The sequence below is a fragment of the Saccharopolyspora sp. ASAGF58 genome, from assembly GCF_012277335.1.
GTDB classification, from domain to species: Bacteria; Actinomycetota; Actinomycetes; order Mycobacteriales; family Pseudonocardiaceae; genus Saccharopolyspora; species Saccharopolyspora hattusasensis.
The window spans coordinates 423,217-443,111 of the sequence record NZ_CP040605.1 but is presented as its reverse complement, the minus strand read 5'-3'; the positions used below and the strand labels follow the sequence as shown (position 1 = coordinate 443,111).

Annotated in this window: 18 protein-coding genes; 4 read left to right on the top strand and 14 right to left on the bottom strand. The window is 70.9% G+C overall.

Translation table 11 applies throughout. The features are described 5' to 3' along the window. Positions 1-19: 19 nt before the first annotated feature. The 4 genes from lpdA to FDZ84_RS01780 are packed head-to-tail and all read right to left on the bottom strand — an operon-like array spanning position 20 to position 4,914. Positions 20-1,414 (bottom strand): dihydrolipoyl dehydrogenase, encoded by a 1,395-nt coding sequence (lpdA, locus tag FDZ84_RS01795; protein WP_168584422.1) that lies wholly within the window; start codon positions 1,412-1,414, stop codon positions 20-22. An 8-nt stretch (positions 1,415-1,422) separates the two neighbouring features. Further along, positions 1,423-2,901, bottom strand: a complete 1,479-nt coding sequence (locus tag FDZ84_RS01790) for a 2-oxo acid dehydrogenase subunit E2 (protein ID WP_168584421.1) — start codon at positions 2,899-2,901, stop codon at positions 1,423-1,425. Positions 2,902-2,903: 2 nt separating this feature from the next. Then, positions 2,904-3,935 carry an alpha-ketoacid dehydrogenase subunit beta gene (locus tag FDZ84_RS01785; protein WP_168584420.1) on the bottom strand — a complete coding sequence of 344 codons (1,032 nt, stop codon included), beginning with the start codon at positions 3,933-3,935 and terminating at the stop codon, positions 2,904-2,906. A 13-nt stretch (positions 3,936-3,948) separates the two neighbouring features. Then, a complete protein-coding gene (locus tag FDZ84_RS01780) occupies positions 3,949-4,914 on the bottom strand; it encodes a thiamine pyrophosphate-dependent dehydrogenase E1 component subunit alpha (protein ID WP_168584419.1) in 966 nt (321 codons plus the stop codon). Positions 4,915-5,262: 348 nt separating this feature from the next. Between FDZ84_RS01780 and FDZ84_RS01775 the strand changes: the two genes are divergently transcribed. Continuing rightward, complete coding sequence (locus tag FDZ84_RS01775) at positions 5,263-6,477, top strand: helix-turn-helix domain-containing protein (protein WP_168584418.1); 1,215 nt, start codon at positions 5,263-5,265, stop codon at positions 6,475-6,477. Between the two features lie 208 nt (positions 6,478-6,685). Here the strand turns inward: FDZ84_RS01775 and FDZ84_RS01770 are convergent, their stop codons facing one another. Further along, positions 6,686-6,979, bottom strand: coding sequence for a hypothetical protein (locus tag FDZ84_RS01770; RefSeq protein ID WP_168584417.1), 294 nt, complete (start codon positions 6,977-6,979; stop codon positions 6,686-6,688). Positions 6,980-7,144: 165 nt separating this feature from the next. Next, entirely contained in the window at positions 7,145-7,327 is a 183-nt protein-coding gene (locus FDZ84_RS01765) for a hypothetical protein (protein ID WP_246868730.1), read from the bottom strand. A 196-nt stretch (positions 7,328-7,523) separates the two neighbouring features. Between FDZ84_RS01765 and FDZ84_RS01760 the strand changes: the two genes are divergently transcribed. After that, a complete protein-coding gene (locus FDZ84_RS01760; protein WP_168584416.1) occupies positions 7,524-7,697 on the top strand; it encodes a hypothetical protein in 174 nt (57 codons plus the stop codon). A 139-nt stretch (positions 7,698-7,836) separates the two neighbouring features. Here FDZ84_RS01760 and FDZ84_RS01755 read toward each other — a convergent pair whose 3' ends face one another. From FDZ84_RS01755 to FDZ84_RS01740, 4 genes are all read right to left on the bottom strand, one after another. Then, on the bottom strand, positions 7,837-8,979 hold the full coding sequence (locus tag FDZ84_RS01755; protein WP_246868729.1) for an AI-2E family transporter: 1,143 nt from the start codon (positions 8,977-8,979) through the stop codon (positions 7,837-7,839). 74 nt (positions 8,980-9,053) lie between these two features. Next, the gene (locus tag FDZ84_RS01750) at positions 9,054-9,404 is read right to left on the bottom strand and encodes a DoxX family protein (RefSeq protein WP_168584414.1); all 351 of its coding nucleotides are present in this window, start codon (positions 9,402-9,404) and stop codon (positions 9,054-9,056) included. A gap of 80 nt (positions 9,405-9,484) precedes the next feature. Beyond that, the gene (locus FDZ84_RS01745; RefSeq protein ID WP_168584413.1) at positions 9,485-10,960 is read right to left on the bottom strand and encodes an FGGY-family carbohydrate kinase; all 1,476 of its coding nucleotides are present in this window, start codon (positions 10,958-10,960) and stop codon (positions 9,485-9,487) included. Positions 10,961-11,099: 139 nt separating this feature from the next. Continuing rightward, positions 11,100-12,002: an NAD(+)/NADH kinase gene (locus FDZ84_RS01740; protein WP_246868728.1), complete on the bottom strand. Its 903-nt coding sequence runs from the start codon at positions 12,000-12,002 to the stop codon at positions 11,100-11,102. Positions 12,003-12,411: 409 nt separating this feature from the next. Here FDZ84_RS01740 and FDZ84_RS01735 point away from each other — a divergent pair, with 409 nt between their 5' ends. Further along, positions 12,412-13,509, top strand: coding sequence for a hypothetical protein (locus tag FDZ84_RS01735; protein WP_168584412.1), 1,098 nt, complete (start codon positions 12,412-12,414; stop codon positions 13,507-13,509). 52 nt (positions 13,510-13,561) lie between these two features. Here FDZ84_RS01735 and FDZ84_RS01730 read toward each other — a convergent pair whose 3' ends face one another. Together FDZ84_RS01730 and FDZ84_RS01725 are read right to left on the bottom strand one after the other, a co-directional pair. Then, positions 13,562-13,819 (bottom strand): hypothetical protein, encoded by a 258-nt coding sequence (locus FDZ84_RS01730; RefSeq protein WP_168584411.1) that lies wholly within the window; start codon positions 13,817-13,819, stop codon positions 13,562-13,564. A 74-nt stretch (positions 13,820-13,893) separates the two neighbouring features. Continuing rightward, positions 13,894-14,883, bottom strand: a complete 990-nt coding sequence (locus FDZ84_RS01725) for a hypothetical protein (RefSeq protein WP_168584410.1) — start codon at positions 14,881-14,883, stop codon at positions 13,894-13,896. Positions 14,884-15,000: 117 nt separating this feature from the next. On the opposite strand from FDZ84_RS01725, the gene FDZ84_RS01720 reads away from it, so the two are divergent. Then, positions 15,001-16,977, top strand: coding sequence for a hypothetical protein (locus FDZ84_RS01720; RefSeq protein WP_168584409.1), 1,977 nt, complete (start codon positions 15,001-15,003; stop codon positions 16,975-16,977). Between the two features lie 357 nt (positions 16,978-17,334). On the opposite strand, the gene FDZ84_RS01715 is transcribed toward FDZ84_RS01720, so the two are convergent. Both FDZ84_RS01715 and FDZ84_RS01710 read right to left on the bottom strand, forming a co-directional pair. Then, entirely contained in the window at positions 17,335-19,083 is a 1,749-nt protein-coding gene (locus FDZ84_RS01715) for a hypothetical protein (RefSeq protein WP_168584408.1), read from the bottom strand. Next, entirely contained in the window at positions 19,080-19,871 is a 792-nt protein-coding gene (locus tag FDZ84_RS01710; RefSeq protein ID WP_168584407.1) for a hypothetical protein, read from the bottom strand. The genes FDZ84_RS01715 and FDZ84_RS01710 overlap by 4 nt, the downstream gene beginning before the upstream one ends. Positions 19,872-19,895: the final 24 nt, after the last annotated feature.

Here is a 19,895-nt window from a genome sequence, read left to right as displayed (position 1 = left end):
CCGGACCCCGCGGACGTGGTTACGCGTTCAGCGGTCTGCCCAGGGCTGCCAGGACCGATTCGTGCACGGCTTCTGACAGGGTTGGGTGGGCGAAGACCGCCTCGGCGAGGTCGTCGGCCGTGGCCTCCAGCGAGTGGGCGATACCGAGGCCCTGGACCAGTTCCGTGACGTCCGGACCGACCAGGTGCGCGCCCAGCAGTTCGCCGGTAGCGGCGTCGAAGATGGTCTTGACGAAGCCGTCGGCTTCGCCGATGGCCATCGCCTTGCCGGAGGCCTGCAGGTCGAACCGGCCGATGTGCAACGGGCGTCCCGTTGCCCGGGCTTGGGCCTCGGTCAGGCCGAGACGGGCGACCTGCGGTCGTGCGTAGGTGCAGCCCGGAATTCGGCTCGGGTCCAGCGGTTTCACGTGCTCCACCCCGGCGAGTCGCTCGACGCATACCACGCCTTCGTGGCTCGCCTTGTGGGCGAGGCACGGGGCGCCCGCCACATCACCGATCGCGTAGACACCGAACACGTTGGTCCGGCACCACTGGTCGGTGCGGACGAATCCGCGTTCCACCTTGACCCCGATCCCTTCGAGCCCGAGCCCCGTCACGTTGCCCTCGACGCCCGCCGCGACCAGGACCCGCTCAGCGACGAGCCGCTCCGCCGCGCCGTCGGCGAGGTTCAGCGTCGCGGTCACGTGGTCGGCCGCCGCGGCGACCTCGGACACCGATGCGCCGGTGTGCACCCGGATGTCACGCTTCTCGAACTTCTTGCGCACGTGCTCGGCGACCGCGGCGTCCTCGGCGGGCATGACCTGCGGGGCCACCTCGACGAGCGTGACCTCGCTGCCGAGGTCGTTGTAGAGGCTGGCGAATTCGACCCCGATCGCGCCGGAACCGATGACCAGCAAGGACTTGGGGACCTCCGCCGGCACCAGCGCCTCGAAGTACGTCCAGACCCGGTCCCCGTCGGGCACCACACCGGGCAGCGAGCGGGGGCGCGCGCCGGTCGCCAGGATCACGTGGTCGGCGCGCAGCGTCCTCGGGTGCTCCCCGACGACCTCGACCACGCCCTTGCCGACCAGTCGGGCGGACCCGTTGACGACGTCGATGCCGTTCTTGCGCATCAGGTATTCGACGCCGCCGGCGAGGCGGTCCGAAACCGAGCGGCTGAACGCCACCAGCTGCGCCACGTCGAACTCCACCCCGCTCGCGGTAAAGCCCAGTGGCCGCAGGTTGGCGAGCGTGTGGGCGACGTCCGCGCCGTGCAGCAGCGCTTTGGTCGGGATGCATCCCCAGTTCAGGCAGATGCCCCCGAGCCGATCGCGTTCGACGACGGCCGTGCGCAGCCCGAGCTGGGCGGCGCGGATGGCCGCCACGTAGCCGCCGGGGCCGCCGCCGACGACGAGCACATCGTACTTTTCGGTCATCGCTCCTCCTAGACCAGCATCAGGGCCGGTGATTCGACGAAACGCTTGAGCTCCCGTAGGAACGTCGCGCCGAGCGCACCGTCGATCACGCGGTGGTCGCAGGAGAGCGTCACCGTCAGGACCGTCCGGGCGATGATCTGTCCATTGTCGACGCACGGGCGCTGCTCGCCGGAGCCGACCGCGAGGATCGCCGCCTGCGGCGGGTTGATGATCGCGTCGAACTCGCGCACCCCGAACATGCCCAGGTTGGAGACCGTGAAGGTGCCGCCCTGGAACTCCTCGGGCTTGAGCCGGCCGGTCTTGGCCTTGGTGACCAGGGAATGCACCTCGCCGGAGATCTCGGCCAGGGACTTGGTGCCGGCCCCGCGCACGATGGGCGTGATCAGGCCCGAGGGCAGCGCCACCGCGACGGAGATGTCGGCGGCGGAATACCGGAGCACCGCTTGAGATTCCTCGTCGAACTGCACGTTGACGTCCGGGACCTCGCGCAGCGCGGCCGCGCACGCCTTGACGATGAAGTCGTTCACCGAGAGCTTGACCGCCGGCACCGTGGCGTTGATCTGCTTCCGCAGGGCGAGCAGCGCGTCGATCTCCAGGTCCGCGGTCAGCCGGAAGTGCGGGGAGGTCTGCTTCGAAGCCTGCAGCCGACGGCCGATGACCTTGCGCATCGAATCGAGCGGTACGGTCTCGAATTCCGGTGCGGCCGGGGCGGTTTCGCGGACCTCCGGTCCGGCAGCGGGCAGGAACTTCCGCTCTGCCTCGCGGACGTCCGCGACGCACACCCGGCCGCGCGCACCCGTGGCCCGGCAGTCGTGCAGGTTGATGCCGAGGCCCGCCGCGAGGCGCCGCGCCACCGGGGTGGCGTTGACGCTGCTGTCGTCCTGTGCGGACCGTGTGGGAGTGGCGTTACGCTGCGGTGCCAACGGTTCTGCGACTGTGCCTCCCGCCGCGCGGATGGCGGCGTAGACGTCGGCCACCGAAACCCGGCCGATGCGGCCGGAACCGGTCACCTCGCCGAGATCGATCTGGAGCTTGGCCGCGAGCTTGAGCGCGTGCGGCGTTGCGAAGACGTCGCCGTTCGTCGAGCCTGCCAGCGATTCTGGGACCACGGTCGTTCCCGGTGTCGCGACCGGCGCCGCTGCCGCCATCGGGGCAGCGGGCAAAACTGCTTTCGCCGCAACGGGTTCCGGTACCGTAGACCCGTTCGCCGCCAGGAACTCCTCGATCGCCGCATCCGGGACGTCGGCGTCTGCCGACACCGCCATCGCGGCTCCCACCGGTAGCGTCTCGCCCGGCTTCGCGAGGACGCGGCGCAGCACCCCGTCGAAGGGCGCTTCCATCTCGTTGGTGATCTTGCTGGTTTCGACCTCGCAGATCGGGTCGCCCTTGCGGAACCCGGCACCCTCGTCGACCAGCCATTTCGTGATGGTGCCCTCCTCCATGGAAAGGCCCCACTTCGGCACTTCGATCAGGTTGATGTCGCCCATGATCAGTTCGCCACCAGCCTGCGGATCGCGGTTTCGATGCGGGCCGCGTCCGGCAACCAGGCCTTCTCCAGTTTGGGGGAGAAGGGAACCGGCGTGTGCGGCGGAGTCACGAGCTCGACCGGCGCCCGCAGCGAGTCGAACGCCTTGGTCGCGATGAGCGCGGCCACGTCGTGGCCGAAACCGCAGCGGGCCGCGGACTCGTCCACGACGACCACCCGGCCGGTGGCGGCCACCGATTCGAGGATGCCCTCCTCGTCCAGCGGCGAGACGGTCCGCGGGTCCACGACCTCGACCGAGACGCCCTCGGCGGCCAGCTTGTCGGCCGCGTCGTTGGCGGCGCCGACCATGGCGGACAGGGCGATCACCGTCACGTCCGTGCCCTGCCGGGTGTAGTTGGCCACTCCGAACGGGATCGCATAGGGCTCGTCCGGCACCTCGGCCTTCGTGTCGTAGAGGGTCTTGTGCTCGCAGAACACGACCGGGTCGTCGTCTCGGATGGCCTGGATCAGCAGCCCCTTGGCGTCGTAGGCGTTCGACGGCGCCACGACCTTGAGGCCGGGCACGGCGGCGAACACGTTGTAAGGCGACTGCGAGTGCTGGGCGGCAGCGGAGAACCCCGCGCCGATCATGCCGCGCATCACCATCGGCGTGCGCGCCTTGCCGCCGAACATGTACCGGAACTTAGCCGCCTGGTTGTAGAGCGCGTCGTAGCAGACCCCGAAGAAGTCCATGAACATCAGCTCTGCCACGGGCCGCAGGCCGGTCAGCGCCGCACCGGCCGCCATGCCGATGATCGCTGACTCCGTGATCGGCGTGTCGATGACACGCTCGGAGCCGAACTGGGTCCACAGGCCCTTGGTGACGCCGAGGACGCCGCCGAACGCTTCGACCTTCTTCGTCTCCAACTCCGGGTTGGTGCCGGCGTGGCCGCCGCGCAGGTCCTCGCCGATCTGCACGACGGTCTCGTCGCGCTCCATCTCCTGGCAGAGGGCGTCCTTCACGGCCTCGCGGTACGTCTTCTTCGACGTGGTCATCGTTGCCAGCCCTTCAGTACGAGACGTAGACGTCGGTGAGCAGGTTCTCGATCGGCGGGTACGCGGCGGCGCGGGCGCGGGCGACCGCATCGTCGACGAGCCGCCGGGATTCCTCGTCGATGGCGTCGAGTTCCTTCGCGGTGGCCTTCTTGCGGTCCACCTCGTCGCGGAAGTTCTGCAGCGGATCCCTCGTCCGGCGCAGCTCCGCGACCTGCTCCGGGGTCCGGTACAGCTGCGCGTCGCCCTCGAAGTGGCCCCAGAACCGGTTCGCCCGGGCCTCGATGGTGGTCGGCCCGCCGCCGTCGCGGGCCCGCTCGGCGGCCTGTCGAGTGGCCTCGTGCACCTCGAAGAAGTCGGTGCCGTCGACCTTCACCGCGGGCATGCCGAACGCGGCCGCCCGGGCGGCGATGTCCGGCGCGCCGACCGCGTAGTCGGTGCCGGTGGCCTCGCCGAACCCGTTGTTCTCGATGACGAAGATGATCGGCAGCTTGAGGACCACCGCCATGTTCATGGCTTCGAAGGTGGTGCCCTGGTTCGAGCCCCCGTCGCCGGTGAACGACGCGGCGATCCCGCCGTTGCGCAGCGTCTTGGCGCTCAAAGCGGCACCGATCGCCAGCGACGGTGCGCCGCCGACGATCGCGTTGGCGCCGAGCATGCCGACCGACAGGTCGGCGATGTGCATCGATCCGCCCTTGCCGTGGCACAGGCCGTCGTCCTTGCCGAAGATCTCCGCCATCATCCCGCGGATGTCGCAGCCCTTGGCGATGCAGTGACCGTGGCCGCGGTGCGTCGAGCCGATGTAGTCGGTATACCGCAGGTTCTCGCACACGCCTACGGCGATCGCCTCCTGCCCGGAGTACAGGTGGATGAACCCGGGGATGTCGCCGGTGGCGTTCTCCTCGTGCAGGCGGTCCTCGAACGCGCGGATCTCGGACATCTTTCGATAAGCGCGCAGCAGCTCTTGCTTGTTCAAGGCCATCTCGCTCCTTTTCCGCGTGCGGTCCGGCGACCTGGCGATGTGCGGATGGGGCGGGTGGTCCGCCCGATCGGATCGCGCAGACCCGCCGTGGCTCTTGGTGGGCAAACGTAAGCGGATCTCGAAAGAGCGGACCAGCGTTGCAGTGGGTTGCATGTGGGATGTCGCCCAGTGGCAACGATCTTCTGGGCAGATTGTGTCCTCTGTGGATTGGATCGAACGGAGGTTCGAAGGTCTCGACGCGGGACGCAACCCTGTGCAACTCTTGCGCATCCGCCCCGTGACGCCGTCTCCTATGGCGACGTCTCGTGGCGAGACACAGCGTTGTTGCGGGACCGACAGGAGCTGGCCATGCGGACCCATCGCCTCGACGAGGCCGCGCTCCCCGTGGGGACGGATACGCGGCAGTACGCCCGTGCGGTCGCCCGTGCGCACGACGCCGTGGTGAGCGGTCGCCGCCCGGCGGTTCCGCCGCGGCCGCTGATCGCCGAGTCCTGGAACCGCGCGCGCAGCCAGGGTGTGAACCCGGACCACGGCGCGGAGTGTCGACCGGTGTCCGCTGGCGAGGTCGAGCATCGTCGCGTCACCTGCGGCATCACCGATGACGCGCTGCTGGCGCTGCGCAGCGGCCTGGTCCCGGCGGCCGAAAGCGCCGGGCACATCGTGGTCATCGTCGACGTCGAGGGACGAGTCCTGTGGCGGGATGGGCACCCGGGTGTGTTCCGCCGGGCCGACCGCCTCGGGTTCGTCGAGGGCGCGTGCTGGCTGGAGAACACGGTGGGCACCAACGCCATCGGCACGGCGCTGGTCGAGGGCGTGCCGGTGCAGGTCCACTCGGCCGAGCACTACGTGCGCAGCCACCACGCGTGGAGCTGCTCGGCCGCGCCGATCCGCGACCCGCGCGACGGGAGGCTGCTCGGCGCGGTGGACGTCAGCGGGCCCGCCGACACCATGCACCCCACCACCCTCGCGCTGGTCCGAGCCGTGGCCGGGTTGGCGGAGGCGAGGTTGCGCGATGTCCACCGCACCCGCCTGGACCGCCTGCGCGCCGTGGCCGCGCCGCTGCTGGCGAAGATCGACGGGCAGGCCCTGGTGGTCGACCCGAATGGCTGGGTGGCCGCCTCGACCGGCCTGCCGCCGCTGGACCGCGTCGCGCTACCGGACCGGCTGGATTCGCAGGAGGTGTGGCTACCGGCGTTCGGCGCCTGGTCACTCGAACCGCTGCCGGAGGGCATCCTGCTGCGCCCCTGCGCGCCGGACGCGCCGTCGGCGGCCCGCGTGGTGGTCGACGTGCGCCGGCCGGGTCGCCCCGCCCTGACCGTGCACCGCACGTCCGGGAGCTGGACGTATCCGCTCAGCCGGCGCCATGCGGAGATCCTTCTCGACCTGGCCGAGAACCGGGCGGGCCGGAGTGCCGCCGAGCTCGCCGAGCAGCTATTCGCCGACCGGACCCGCACGATCACGGTGCGGGCGGAGATGTCCCGGTTGCGCAAGCGGTTCGGCGATCTCCTGGACCACCGGCCGTACCGCTTCCTGGCGGACCTGGACGTGACCGCGGTCCGCTGACCGGTGAGCTCAGCAGCTGGGCTCACCGAGAAGGGACGTGCCCGACCTGGTCAGCGAGGTGGAATCGGTCGCCTGACCCGGCCCCGTGACAGCCTTCGAGGGGCGCCGTGGGGGGCGCCCCTCGAAGGTTCGTCGCTGCGATCAGGCTGTGGGGGTCACACCGACGTCACTGCTGTCCCGAGAAACCCCTGGCTCGGGTTGTCCAAGGCTATCCCTCGTCATCCTGCTGCTGCGGCTGCTGCTCTTGCTGCGGCTGCTGCTGTTCTTGCTGCTGCGGCTCTTGCTGCTGCGGCTGCTGCTGTTCCTGCTGCGGCTGCTGCGAATCAAAAGCGGGCAGGGTCTGGAAGCCCGATTCGGCGGTGGGGGTCTCTTCGAGGAAGGCGCTGACATTGCTCGGCAGCTGGAAGGTGGGCTCCTCGTCGGCGCTGGCGATGCCCTGGGCGCCGAGCAGGAGGCCGGTCGACGCCGCAGCGGCGAGGACGAGTTTGGCGGTCGTACGCATTTGCTTCTCCCGTTGGTGAAGGGGTTGGTGCGACTGGGAATCTGCCCTGCCTGCGGCCTTCCAGCAGCGCGAGGCCACCAATGTGTGTCACCCCCGGCCGACGTGTTTCGCGCCGTGATCGTCGGTGACCCATTCGGACTGCCTGCTTTGTCCCCCGGGCACTGATCAGGGGAAGACCCTGCTGACCAGAGATCCGGCGGGTTTGAAGAATGGGCGCGCGAGCCGCTGACCGTCCAATTCGCACAGTCGTCGGGCCAGCGCCTCGCCTTCGGCCGGGTCGTCGCTCTTGATGTGCAGCAGCAGCGGTTCGCGCGGGAACTCGGCGACCACCTCGTCCAGCGACGGCATCAGCCCGGCTCCCCTGCCGGAGACGCGCCGCTGACGGTGGTGCGGGAGCGCCTCCCGCTGTGTCGGAAACACCTGATGGCGTCGGGTGTGCCGCCCGGGCGGTACCACATCGGTCTCGTGTTGCACAATGGTTTCGGCAGCGCATGTCCGGCCGCTGCGATCTACAGCCGATACCACCACTCTCGGGGTGAGGATTGTGCCCAGTCATGCCACGTCCGGCAACGACGCGCTCCACCGGCCGGTCGAGGGCCGGCGTGCTTGCCCGGTTCCGGGCGACCTGATCGCGGTGCGGGGGCCGTGGGGCACCCGGCGGCCGAGGCGGCAGCTCGGCTCCACCGGCATCGTCACCGCCGACGTCGTCCGGGTCTGACCCGGCCCGCTACCAGCCCCTGCGACAGCGGCAAGACCGACGCTGCGTGTGAAGCATCCTGCGCGCTGCGCCAGCCGGACCTCGGTGCGCGGCGCTGGTCAACCGGGATTACCCGTTCCGCTGCGTGGCCATTCCTGCGTCATGGCTGCCGGTGTCCGTTGCCGCCGTGCTCCGGGACCGCGCCCGCCTGAGTGTGGAGGGCGCGGATGACGGTGTTCGCCGTGGCGACCAGCGGCACGGCCAGGACCGCACCGCCGACACTGGCGAGGGTGAAACCGGCCGTCACGCTGAGCACGACGGCCAGCGGGTGCAGCCGCACGGCGTGCCCGAGCAGCAGCGGTTGCAGCACGTGCCCTTCCAGCTGCATCACGCAGACGACCACGGCCAGCAGGATCAGCGCGTTGACCACGCCGTTGGCGGCCAAGGCAACCAGCACCGCCAGGCTGCCGGTGACGACCGCGCCGATGTAGGGCACGAAGGCGCCGAGGAAGATCAGCACGGCGAGCACGAAGGGCAGCGGCACGCCGAGCACGGTGGCGCCGATGCCGATCACGGCGGCATCGATGAACGCCACCGCCGCGGTCGCGCGAACGTAGGCGACGAGCGTGATGAACCCCTGCCGACCCGCGTTGTGCACGCGGAAGCGGATCGTGCGCGGCATCGTGATCCGCACCAGGAATGACCAGATCGAATCGCCGTCGCGGAGGAAGAAGAACAGCGTGAACAGGCCGAGCAGCACGCCGGCGAGGAACCGTAGCACGGTGCCGGTGGTCGCCAGCGCGGTCGTCGGCAGGCCGCCCCGGTCGATTCGCAGGGCCTCCGAAAGCTGTTGGAAGACCTGGTTGAGCTCCTGCTGGCTCAGGCTCAACGGCCCCCGGATCAGCCAGTCGTGGATCTGCTGGAAGCTGGCCACCAGCTGTTCGCTCAGCCCGGACAGTCCCGCCACGAGCGTGTTGATCACCACGGCCAGCACGGCGCCGAGCGTGGCGAGCCCGCCGACGAGCACCAGCGTGGTCGCCAGCGTGCGGTTCAGCCCCTTGCGGACCAGCCAGTGCACCGCCGGGGACATGAGCGCCGCCAGCAGCGCCGCCACCGCCACCGACATCACTTCGCCGTAGAGCAGGCTGAAAATCTGCCACAGCACCCAGACAACGGCAACCAGCACCAGCAGTCGCCACCCCACGGCGGCGGCGACGCGCAGGCCGCGAGGTATCGCCACTGCGACACCGCCCCGGCCGCCGGAATCGTCCACGTCCCGTGGTTGGCCCGCAACGCTGATCACCAAACGTTCCCGGTTCACGGGTTTGACCCGGTGCGAAACGGGGTAACGTGATGATCATCCAATGAGGACGGGCGTCAGGCGGCGATCGCGAACACCAGCGCCGCGGCGCAGGCGGCGAGCATGCCGGTGCAGTTCAGGAACAGGTTCCGGCCGAAGTCGCGGGCGCGGATGTGCGATGTGAACGCGATCAGGAAGTAGCAGACGAGTGCCGCGCTGGTCAGGATCGCCAACGGGCGGAACCAGATGCCGATGACCAGACCGGCGGCGGCCGCGAACTTCAGCAGCGGCAGCAGCCGCCAGTACCGCTCGGGGAAGCCTACGTCGACGAGGCACCGGCGGACGAATCCCACGGGCTTGATGCACAGCAGCGCATCGCCGAAGTGGATGAGGGCCAGCACCGCAAGTGGCCACCACGGTTCTATCATGTTCGCTCCCTGTCCGGTCGGGTGATCCGTGCTTTCCCGGACAGGACGAGGCGGCGCGGCGAGATGTGACAGGCCGGGTCTCAGGCCGGCGGCGGGGTGTTCTCCGACCGCCATTGCGCGAGGTGGTCGTGGAGGCCGCGCAGGGCGTCGTGCGAGCTGCGGTACGCCTCGTACAGGGGCGTGAGGCGCTCGGCACCGGGGGATGGGGTGAAGACCCGGCTCACCGCGACGGTGGCGGCGGCAGCGGTCTCGACGTCGGGGTACGCACCTGCGGCGACGGCGCCCAGCATGGCCGCGCCGAGCACTGCGCTGTCGTGCACCCGCAGCCGCTCGATGGGGCGCTGCAGGACGTCCGCGTGGATCTGCGTCCACAGGTCGCTTCGCGCGCCGCCGCCGGAGAAGGTCAAGGACGGCAACGGGGTTCCGCATGCCCGCTCCACCGGCTCAAGCACGTGCCGGCCGGACATGGCCACGCCTTGCAGCACCGCCAGGGACATGTCGGCCGTCGACGTCGCCGAGCTCAGCCCGAAGAAGCTGCCGCGGACGCCGGAATCCCACAGCGGTGCGCGCTCGCCCATCAGGTGCGGGGTGAAGACCACTCCCGGGGCGCCGGTCGCCGCCGAGGCGAGCACCTCCTCGATGCTCAGCCCCGCGACCCCGCACCACCAGCGCAGCGCGTCGCCCGCGGCCTGCGTCGGCCCCGCGTGCACGAAGAGCCCGTTCCGCGGCGGGAACGTGACGACTTCCCCGACCGGCGCCGATGTCCGCGATGCGCCCGCGACCACCAGCGACGTCCCGCACGACACCATGCCGCGACCGGCCTCGGTCGTCCGGGTGCCGAAGACCGCGCCGAACGCGTCCATCGTGCCCACCGACACCTCGGCGGAGCCGAGCGCGGCGTCCTTCGCCCGTTCCACCGGCGCCTCGGGTTCGAGGATTTCCGGCAGCTTCCCGGCGAGCCCGTCGACGAGCCCGACGGCTTCCGGGAGGTATCCGGCGGAACCGGCAACGCGCACCCCGGAGAGCTGGTCCGTCGCCAACCGGCCGGTGAGCCTGGCGACCACGAAGTCCTTCGGGCTGAGCACCCATCGGGTGCGCGCCCACTGCGCCGGTTCGGTGCGGGCGAACCACTCTGCCCGCGCCCCGGCGAACGACGCGTCGAGCACGATCGGCCCGCCCCAGATCCGGGTCTTCTCCGCCGGGGTGAACCGCGCGTCGAGCTCGCGGGCGACCTCGGCGCAGCGTTGGTCCTGCCAGATGATCGCCGGTGCCAGCGGCTCCAGCCGCTCGTCGACGAACACGTGGGTGTTCACCTGGCTGACCACGCCGACCGACCGCACCGCGTTCGCGGGGAGTCCGGCGAGGACGGCGCGGATGCCGGCCTCGCACCCGCGCCACCAGTCGAGCGGGTCCTGCTCGGCCCAGCCCGGCCGGGGCCGGGCGATCGGGTAGCCCGTCGTGTGCGCGGCGACCGGTTGCCCGTCCAGGCTGAAGGCGGCGACCTTGACGGCCGTCGTCCCGACGTCGATCCCCAGCATCAGCTCTGCTGCGTACATGAGCAAGAGGTACCAGGAGCTGCCGCGCGCCCGGAACCGGCATTCGCCGCTCGGTGCGGCCCGAACTGCGATTTGAAGATTGCCGAGCAGTGATCAGTCGATTCGAAGGTGCTGTCCTGGAAAATCCTCAAATGCAGCCTCAATGAGAATCTTGAAGGGTCGATGCGCCGCCGGATTCGCCGCCGACTCCGGCGGCGGATCCGGTGAGGTGGAGCTTGCGCTGGACGCGTTGGTAGAAGGTGGTCCGGCCGAGCCGCACGACCCGGGCGGCGGCCGGCTCGACCGTGATGTCGAGGACGGTCCCGGCCGATCGGTGCGCGACGAGCTGCCCGTCGACCTCCACGCCGAGCTCGCTGCTCGTGGGCAGGATCCGCAGCGCGAGCCGCTCCCCGTGGGACAGGAAGATCGCGCGGTTGAAGACCGAGTGTGGTGCCACCGGCGTGACCAGCAGCCCCTCGACCCTGGGGGAGATGATCGGGCCGCCCGCGGAGAAGCTGTAGGCGGTGGACCCGGTGGGGGTCGCGACGACGACGGCGTCCGCCGCGTAGCTGACGAACGGGTGCCCCTCGACCTGCACCTCGACCTCCGCCATGCCCTGGCCGGGCACCCGCACCAGGACGATGTCGTTGAACGCGACCACCTCGTGGTCGGCGGTGGTGATGTGCAGCCCGGAGCGCGTCTCGACGGTGAAGCCGTCCTCGTCGATGGCGCACAGCGCCCGGTCCAGCTCGGGAACGTCGATCTCGGCCAGGAATCCCAGCCGCCCGAGGTTCACGCCGAGGACCGGGGTCTGGTGCTCGCAGCCGAGCCGCAGCGCCCGCAGCATGGTGCCGTCGCCGCCGAGGCTGACGAGGAGGTTGGCCCGGCGGGCCAGCTGCGCGGGCGCGAGTGCGGTGATCGGCTGGGTGTAGGCGGCGATCTCCGGCGGCGCGCCGAGCACCTCGATGCCCCTGGCCCGCGCCCAGTCCACGACCGTTTCGATCACGTCGGGGCGGTGCCGCCCGGGGTGCAGCACCAGCCCGACCGCCTTGATCAATCCCATGGCCAGCCGCCCTTCGGTCCGGGAGGGGTCCGTACCGGATCTGCCGTCCACTGTAGAGGTTGACGGGCCGGTAATCAGGTCCGGCGGAGCCGGCTTCCGACCGGGCCGGGATTCTCCAACGGTTATCGAGATTCTCACGTTCCAGGGCTTGATCCACTTCGGCGCGCGTCCCGGTGCTGAACGTGCGTCACCGGACCGGATGGTTTGCCTCCGTTCCCCCGGGCGGCGGCGGACATCCGGTCTGCGGCGATGCGATCATCGGAATCGTCCAGCCCGGCGACTCCGCAGGCGTTTCCTCGTCGATCTCCGGGCCCGGTGCCGAACCGGATGGCACGCCAAATCCGCAACGGCCCGATCGATCAACATCCCGAGCCGGCCGGTCGCCGCGCAGAACGAACGGAGATCCCTGATGACTTCGCAACTCGATCTCGGAGCGTCGGTACCTGCGGCCCGTACCGCGGTCGGCCAGGGGACCGCCACGTCGCGCCTCGTGCACCTGGTGGGCTCGCTGCCCGGAGACCTCGCCGCCGATCAGCGAACCAGGATGCAGTGGGTGCTAGATCGCTCCGGCGGCGCCCGGTTGAGCGCGGTGCCGTGCGACGACGATCCGTCCTGGATCGTCGACTACCTGCGCTCCCGGGCGCAGGTGCCCGCGTTCGAGGTGGTGCGGGACGGCGAGTGCGCCGACTACGCCGACATGCCGGTCTACCGGGTGCGCCAGGGGCATCGGCTCACGATCGAGGACGTCTCGCTGGGCCGGCCGGAGGAGATCTACCGGGCGGTCGCCGCCTGGCGCGAGCTGGGCGGGCCCGCGACGCTTCCGCCGGTGCAGGCCAGCGTGCCGTCGCCGCTGGACCTCGCGACGTTCACGCTGGGCGACCCGGCGCGGATGTTGCGGCACTTCCCGGTGTTCGAGCGGATGATCTGCACCGAGGTGGCCGAGATCGCGCACCGCCACGGGCCGGACGAAGTGGTGCTCCAGCTGGAATCCCCGGCGGTTCTCTACCTGCTGCACCGCGCGCCGCGGCCGGCGCGGTCGGCGATCGCGCACCTGCTGGCGCACCAGCTCGCGCGGGTGATCGTCTCGGCACCGCGCGGCGCGCGGTGGACGCTGCACCTCTGCCACGGCGACCTGGGGCATGTTTCCCTGTTCGGCCCGGAAGATCTCGCTCCGGCGGTGCTGGCGGCGAACGCCTTGGCTGCACGCCTGCGCAGCTACGGCCGCCGGATGCCGACCGTTCACATCCCGATGGCCCACGGTGATCAACCACCGCTGGTGGATCCCGCCGCCTACGCCCCGCTCCACGGGCTCGCGCGCGGCATCGACGTGATCGCCGGCTGCGTCGACGAGCGGCAACCCGAGTTGTCGGCGAAAGCGCTGTCGCTCGCCGAAACCGCGCTCGGACAACGGGTCGTCGGAGTCGCAGCGGCCTGCGGGCACGGTCGCCGCACCCCGACCGAGGCGGCGTTCAACATCGAACTGGCCCGCCACCTCGCCGGCAGCTGACCGGGGATCGTGATCCTTCGAAACATGTTGCCGGGCAACGTTTCCCGGTCGGTCATTCGTCGGGTAGCTCATCGCGGCGGCGCGGGTGGCAGCCGTGGCAGCGGTTCCGCGCGCGTCCCGCCCCGCACGCGAGGAATCCCGCGATCACCGCGAACACCAGCACCGGTAACACCTGCACCAGCAGCGGCGTGTTCGCGGCGGCGCTGAGCAGCGCGGAGATCGTGCCGATGTTCCCGGTGAACGTCAGGGCGACCGCCACGTTCCGCCTCCCGGGCTCCCGCTCGTCGTGGCTTCGGTCGTGTCGGTGCATCTTCGCCCCTTTTCCGTGTGCAGCGCCGGGACCGGCCGACGCTGTCCGAGTGCGTTCACGGAAGCGGCGAAGCGTCAGGCCAGCGCGGACAACTCCTTCGCGGCCACGGCGAAGCGGTTGCAGTCCGCGCACAGCTCGACGGCGCACCACTGCGGGATCAGGCCCTGCGCGACCAGGTCGGCGAGCCCGGCGCGGAGGGCGGCGTCGGGGGCGACGGGTTGGCGCCGGAGGGCGGCGACGAGGACGGCGACGACCCGCGCGTCGAATTCCGTGGAATCGTCGGCGACTTGCCCGGGGTCGTGCGCGGGCAGGTTCGCCGCGTCGCCGCACTCCGGGGTGGCGATCGGCTTGTCGGTGCGCCGCGGCCTGCGGCCCATCGGCCGCTCGATGTAGCGCTCCCACCAGGTCACCTTCTCCGGTTCCGCCGCGGTGCCCGCGTTGACGCGGGTGCCGGAGCGGCAGTGCCGCTCGACGAGAGCGACGCCGGCCGCGACTCGTGCGCGGTAGTGCTCCGCCGCGCCGCCGAACTCCGCGGCACAGCGGGTGGCGAGCCGGCGCAGCAGTGCTTCCTGGCTGTCCAGCGGGGCCATCACGCCCGCCTCGTCCGCGAGGTACTCCAGCAGGGCGCGGTGGAACTCGTCGGGTAGGCCGAGGGCCATCGCGGACTTCCGGATGCGGTCGACCCGGGCTTGCGCGCCGACGTCGGTCCGCCGCCGCCGGATCCAGTCGTGCACCGCCTTCTTGCGCACGTGCACGCGCGCGGCGCCCAGCGGGTTCCCGAGTTCGCCCGCCCGGTCGGCCAGGTACCGGTGGCACTCCACGAGCATGTCGACGAGGAAGTCGCGGCAGACGCAGTCGCCGTCGATCAGGACCGTACCGATCAGCTTCCGGTTCCGGTCGGAAGCGCTGATCCGCAGGTCGCAGCGGGTGTCGGGCAGGGCCCGGTGGATCGCCGCGCGGTTCGCGCGCGTTTCGTGCCAGATCACGTCGAGCAGCTCGGGTACGCCGACCGACTGCTGCGACCGGTCGCCGGTTGGGCGAAGGCCTGGAAGCACTGTCGTCATAACACGAAATTTTACGAGAACACAAAAATGCTCGTCACGGTTTTTTTCGATAAAATCGCGGACAGACGATGTGCACGCCGAATGAGATGTGCACGCCGAATGAGTCGAGGAGGGTAAATGGGCCTGCTGCCCGCCGAGGTGCCGGATATCCCGGAGGCAAGGTCCGAGATAGTCCCGGCGAGACTCGCGCGGAAGCTCGCGCCGCTGTTCGGCGTGCCGTGGGAGCGCAGCCCGTTCGGCCCGCAGACCTGGGTCTCCGACTACAACAAGATCACCTTGTCGGAGATCGCGCGCGGGGCACCGCTGCGGACCCGCGGCCGGGCCAAAGCGCCGGTCGCGGACCCCGGCACATGGGCAATCGTCGACCGCATCGCGGTCACCGGCCCGGGCGGATCCCTGCCGAACGAGATCCCGAACGCCACGCTCAACCGGTTCGGGCCCGACACGAAGGCGGCGGTCGTGCTGACCGCGACGAACCGGCTGCTGGTCCCGGTCGTCGACGCCGTCGAGTCCGCGATGGGGCTGCTCGTCGCGGCCGACGGGTCGGAGCTGCCGGTCCGGTCGCGCCTCGCCGCGTGGGCCGCGCTGGTCCTCGAAGCCTTCCGGACGCAACCCGCCCTGGTCGCCGCGGCGATCCGGGCCCGCACCATCCAGCGCGAGCTGCTCGTCGACTGGTACCTGCCGCTCGCCGGTGCCTCCGCCGAACTGCCGCTGACGCGTTGCGAAGTGGGCGGTCCGCACGCCGACGGCGGCGCGGGCACCTCGTCGCGGCCCCGCGACCTCCAACTGGCCGACCACACGGTCCGACTGCTCGGATCGGACGTGCCGGGCGAGGTGGTGGACCGGTTCCTGCGCGAGCTGATGGCGATCGGAACCCAGCGGAGTTCCAGCCACCTCTGGCTTAGCGAGCGCCGCCCCGGCCAGCTCGCCGTGGAGGCGCTCGTGCCGCCCACCGAACAGGTCGACCGCTACGTCGAGCAGGTGGCGCACCTGCTCGACCAGGACTCGTCCCCAACGGGAGTGCTGCCGCGCATCCCGAAAGCGTCCGAGCTGGCCGGGCTACCGGTGCTCGCGCGGCGGGCGGTGTTGATCGGTCTGCTGACCGTGCTGCGGCAGGTGCGGTTCGACGCCGAGGGGCGCGAGCAAACCAGGGTCGCGATCGTGCCGATGCTCGCGGAGGTGGCGACGCTCGCGACGGAGTGCCTGGGGCCCGGCGATCCGTTGACGGTTCTCGCGCGGTGCCGCGCGGCCGACATGACCGTGCACACGCTGCGCCACGATCGCCGCAACGACCTGGCCGAAGCGGTCGAGGAGCTGCTGGCGCAGGTCGAGCGGTGCATCGAGCTTGCGGAGGAAGGCGTCGTGGACCGGGGTGCCGCCGCCGAGGCGGTCTCGTCGGCCAACGTCGAGATCAACATCGTGCGGCGGACCAACGCCGCCGATCCGGCGGCCAGGCTGCCGTCGCCCGCGAAACTGGACGACTGGCTGCGCCGCACCTGGGACGCCTACCGGCGCATCCTGCAGATCAGCCCGGACTGGCCGGCCGACCCGGACTCGCGGCTGGCCGTAGGGCACCACCTGCACAACTACGCGTCGTACCTGGCCTCCCACCCGGACGACGAGTCCGACCTGCTCGCCGCCGTCGAGCTCTTCGCCGGCACCGTCATCCCCGCCCGCGAGCTGTACTGGAAGAGGACGCAGAGCTTCCTGCCGCTGCGCCAGTCGTTGCAGGTGGCGACACGGGCGACGACGACGTTGAGCAGGCTTGCCGCCGAAGCCGGGCGGCGCGCGCAGGCCGCCCACTGGGCGGAGTGCGGGCACGGCTGGATCTGCCAGGCGCTCGACGACCGGGAGACCGCCGAGCTGCTGGCCCGGCCGACCGAACCGGCGGCGCACTTCTGCTTGCTCGCCGTGCCCGCGCTGCTCGCGGCCGTCGAGGCCGGGGTGGCGGGCCCAGACGAGGTCGAGCGGTCCGGGCGGTTGCTGGCGGTGGCGGAGGACTGGGTGCGGCGGGTCACCGACGGCAGCGAGGCCAGCTACAGCCACTACGAGCTGTTGGCCGACCTACGCCGCCGCCTCGACACGCTCCGCTGAGAGCCTATTGGTGAATGGTCTGGGTGGGTGGTCGCTTAGCGGAACCTGAGAGGTTCCCTGGACTGCGGGTGCCCCTCCTGATGTATGTCCAATACGCGGCGGAGGGGCCGTCCTCGCCAGAAAACCTCTCAGAACCCGCCGATGGTCGTCTTGGCAAGGTGAATGCAAGCGGCTACGCCGCTTCCAAAGGCGCGGACGGCATTCGCCAACAGGCTCTGAATTCAGCGCTGGACATACGTAAATCGGGGATCCCGCAGTCCAGACGGCGTCTGTAATTCCCGCAGGGGAGCCGTTACCAGCACCGCTTCGTAGAATGAGTCTGGAGTCAGTCCCTAAAAGGAGTTGCCTGGCAATGGATTACTGGTGCAGCAGCTCGGGCCAGGGGCCCTTGTACCGCTCCAGCTGCCGGCGTGCCGCGTCCGGCGCGATGCCTGCGGCGTCGCCCAGCGAACGGTAGTTGTCCACCAGACCGGTCTCGCCCCACTGCCGGTGCGGGCAGATTTCGTCCGCCGCAACGGGTTCCCGGGGCGTGTCCCGGGCCGACCGGTCCACTTCCGGGCAGCACGGTTCGCGCAGGGGCCTCGCGGATCGCTCCACGAACTGCATCGGCGCCCGCGTCCCGTGCCGGGCGATGAGCTTGGCCTTGACGAGGACCTTGGCCGCGCCGTCGGTGCTGTCCTTCCTGGCCGCGGGCGTCAGTTCCGCCACCAGGTAGCGGGTGAGGGCTTTGACGGCGGGTGCCCGATCTGACCACAGTGGACTCAGCGAGTTCAGGGCGAAGTGGTGGACGCCGACCAGCGTGCACCCCTCGGCGGCGGACGGGTCGGCGGCCGCGGCCAGCTCCGCGATCAGGTCCCCGAACTGGCCCTGGGTGATTCCCGCCGGCCGAGGTGGGCGGGCGGTCCCGAGCTCGTCGGCCTGCGCCAGGCGGCCGAGCCGATCGGTGGCGGCCCGCAGCCTGCGCACCAGCACCGGCAGGTCCTTGGTCTTCGGGTATTCGCCCGGCTTGCTGCGCAGCCATGTCAGCAGCGGGTTCCGCGCGGCGGATTCCGCGTCCACGAAGAGCTTCGCGACGAACCAGCCGGCCAGTTGCTCGACGTCGGAGAGCCGCTCGCCGTGATCCGGGGCGCCGGACGACGGCTTCTGGTCGAGGTCGTCGACCGGCAACTGGTCCGGGCGTTCATCGAGGTGGAGACGGTGGTTCAGCACGCGGTGCACGGCGTTGACGCGCTTGCCCGCCGCGCTGCCCCCGGGCGCGGCGCTCCCGAGGTGGACCGCGAACTGGTCGATCGCCACCGCCACATCGGATTCGTCCGGCCCGCGCCGCATCCAGGAACCCGCCGGGCGCGTCATCGCCCTGTTCAGGATGCCCGCGAGCTCGGGCACGGACTTCGCCAGCTCGTCGAGCGGATCGCCCCCGACCAGGCCACGGCGCGCCGCGATGGCGACGCGGTAGGCGGCGAGCCGGACCAGGAAGTCGGCGTTGCCGGTGACCGGGAGCGGATTGGCCGCGCTCGGGGTGGGCAGCCCGGCCACCCGGTACTCGGCCGTGAGCCGGGCGCCGCGCTCCAGCACGTCGAGGACGACGTCCGCCGCGTCGGCGTCGGAAACCGCCGGCTGCCCGGGGATTTCCACGAGCGCCTCGATGATCGCCGGTACCACCACGTTGAGCAGCAACTCCGGCTCGCCGACCGGGCGGGCCCCGGTCACCAGTCGCCGGATGCGCACGGTTCGAGCCAGCAGGGCGATGGTGCGGTCGTCATCGTCGGAGTCGACCCGGCCGACCCGGACCAGGATGTCGAGCGGGAGACCGGGAAACCGGCGGTAGCGACCGAATTTCGCCGCGGCGTTGCCGGTGTTGCGCTGCACACCGGAATGCCAGCGACCCCAGGTCAGGCACGCCGCGACGAGCACGCCGCTCTCGTCCGGCTTGACCGGCGAACCGGATTTCGCCAGCTTGGCAACCACTTTCCCGGCCCGGTCGACGACGGCGTCCCGCAGCGCCCCCAGCGATCCGAGCTTGTGGACCAGCGCGTGCAGGTCGTCCGCGTAAATGCTGCCGAACAGCTCGTCCGAGGCCGCCGCCAGTTCGTCGCGTGAACTCATGCCGACCTCCGGCTCTCGGAGCGGAACCGCACGCCGACCGGATCGCCGGAGGCGACCAGCCGCGCGCGCAAGACACCGGATGGATCCGGCTCGAACGTTTCCCAGTGCTGCGAGCCGTCGTCCAGACCCGCCTGGAGCACGGCGTTCGCCGTACCTCCGGCGGGCCGAACGGCCAGGCCGATTTCGACCGCACCCCCAGCCAGCGGTCGAATCGTCCACGTCACCTCGGGTGCCACCCCGACCGCGGCGGCGAGCTCGTCGGGCAACCGCCAGATCTCCTGCGCTGCTGGCGGATCCGCTTCCCGCTCGCCGGATTCCCCGGATCTGAACCGCAGTTCCGGGCCCCGCAGGGCACCGGCCCAGCCCGCCAGGTCCAGCCGCGTCCACAGCTCGCCCGCCCAGGCGCCCAGCGTGCCCCGGGGTGCGGGGATCGCCGGCTCCAGCGCCACCGCCCGGTACGGTGCCCAGGCCTCGGCGAGGCCGTCGACCTCGCCGAGGTCGAGTTCGAGCCAACCCCCGGGACCGCCCGCGGCGATCGCGTCGGCGACGGCCGCCGCCACGCGCGGCCCCAGCAATTCCGCCACGTCGTCCGGAACCCCGTTGTCGCGCAGCGCTACTGAGACGAACGTCGGTGGCCCCTCCGGATCGGCGGCCACGAATCCGGCGACGAGACCGTTGCGCAACTGCACCTCCAGGGTCGGCTCCGCGGTCAGCAGCGTGATGGCGACCGTGCCGCGGTCCGGCAGGTGGTCGATCCGCAGGTGACCGTCCCAGGTGATGACGCTCATGCGCCTCCTCCGCGCTCGCCGGAT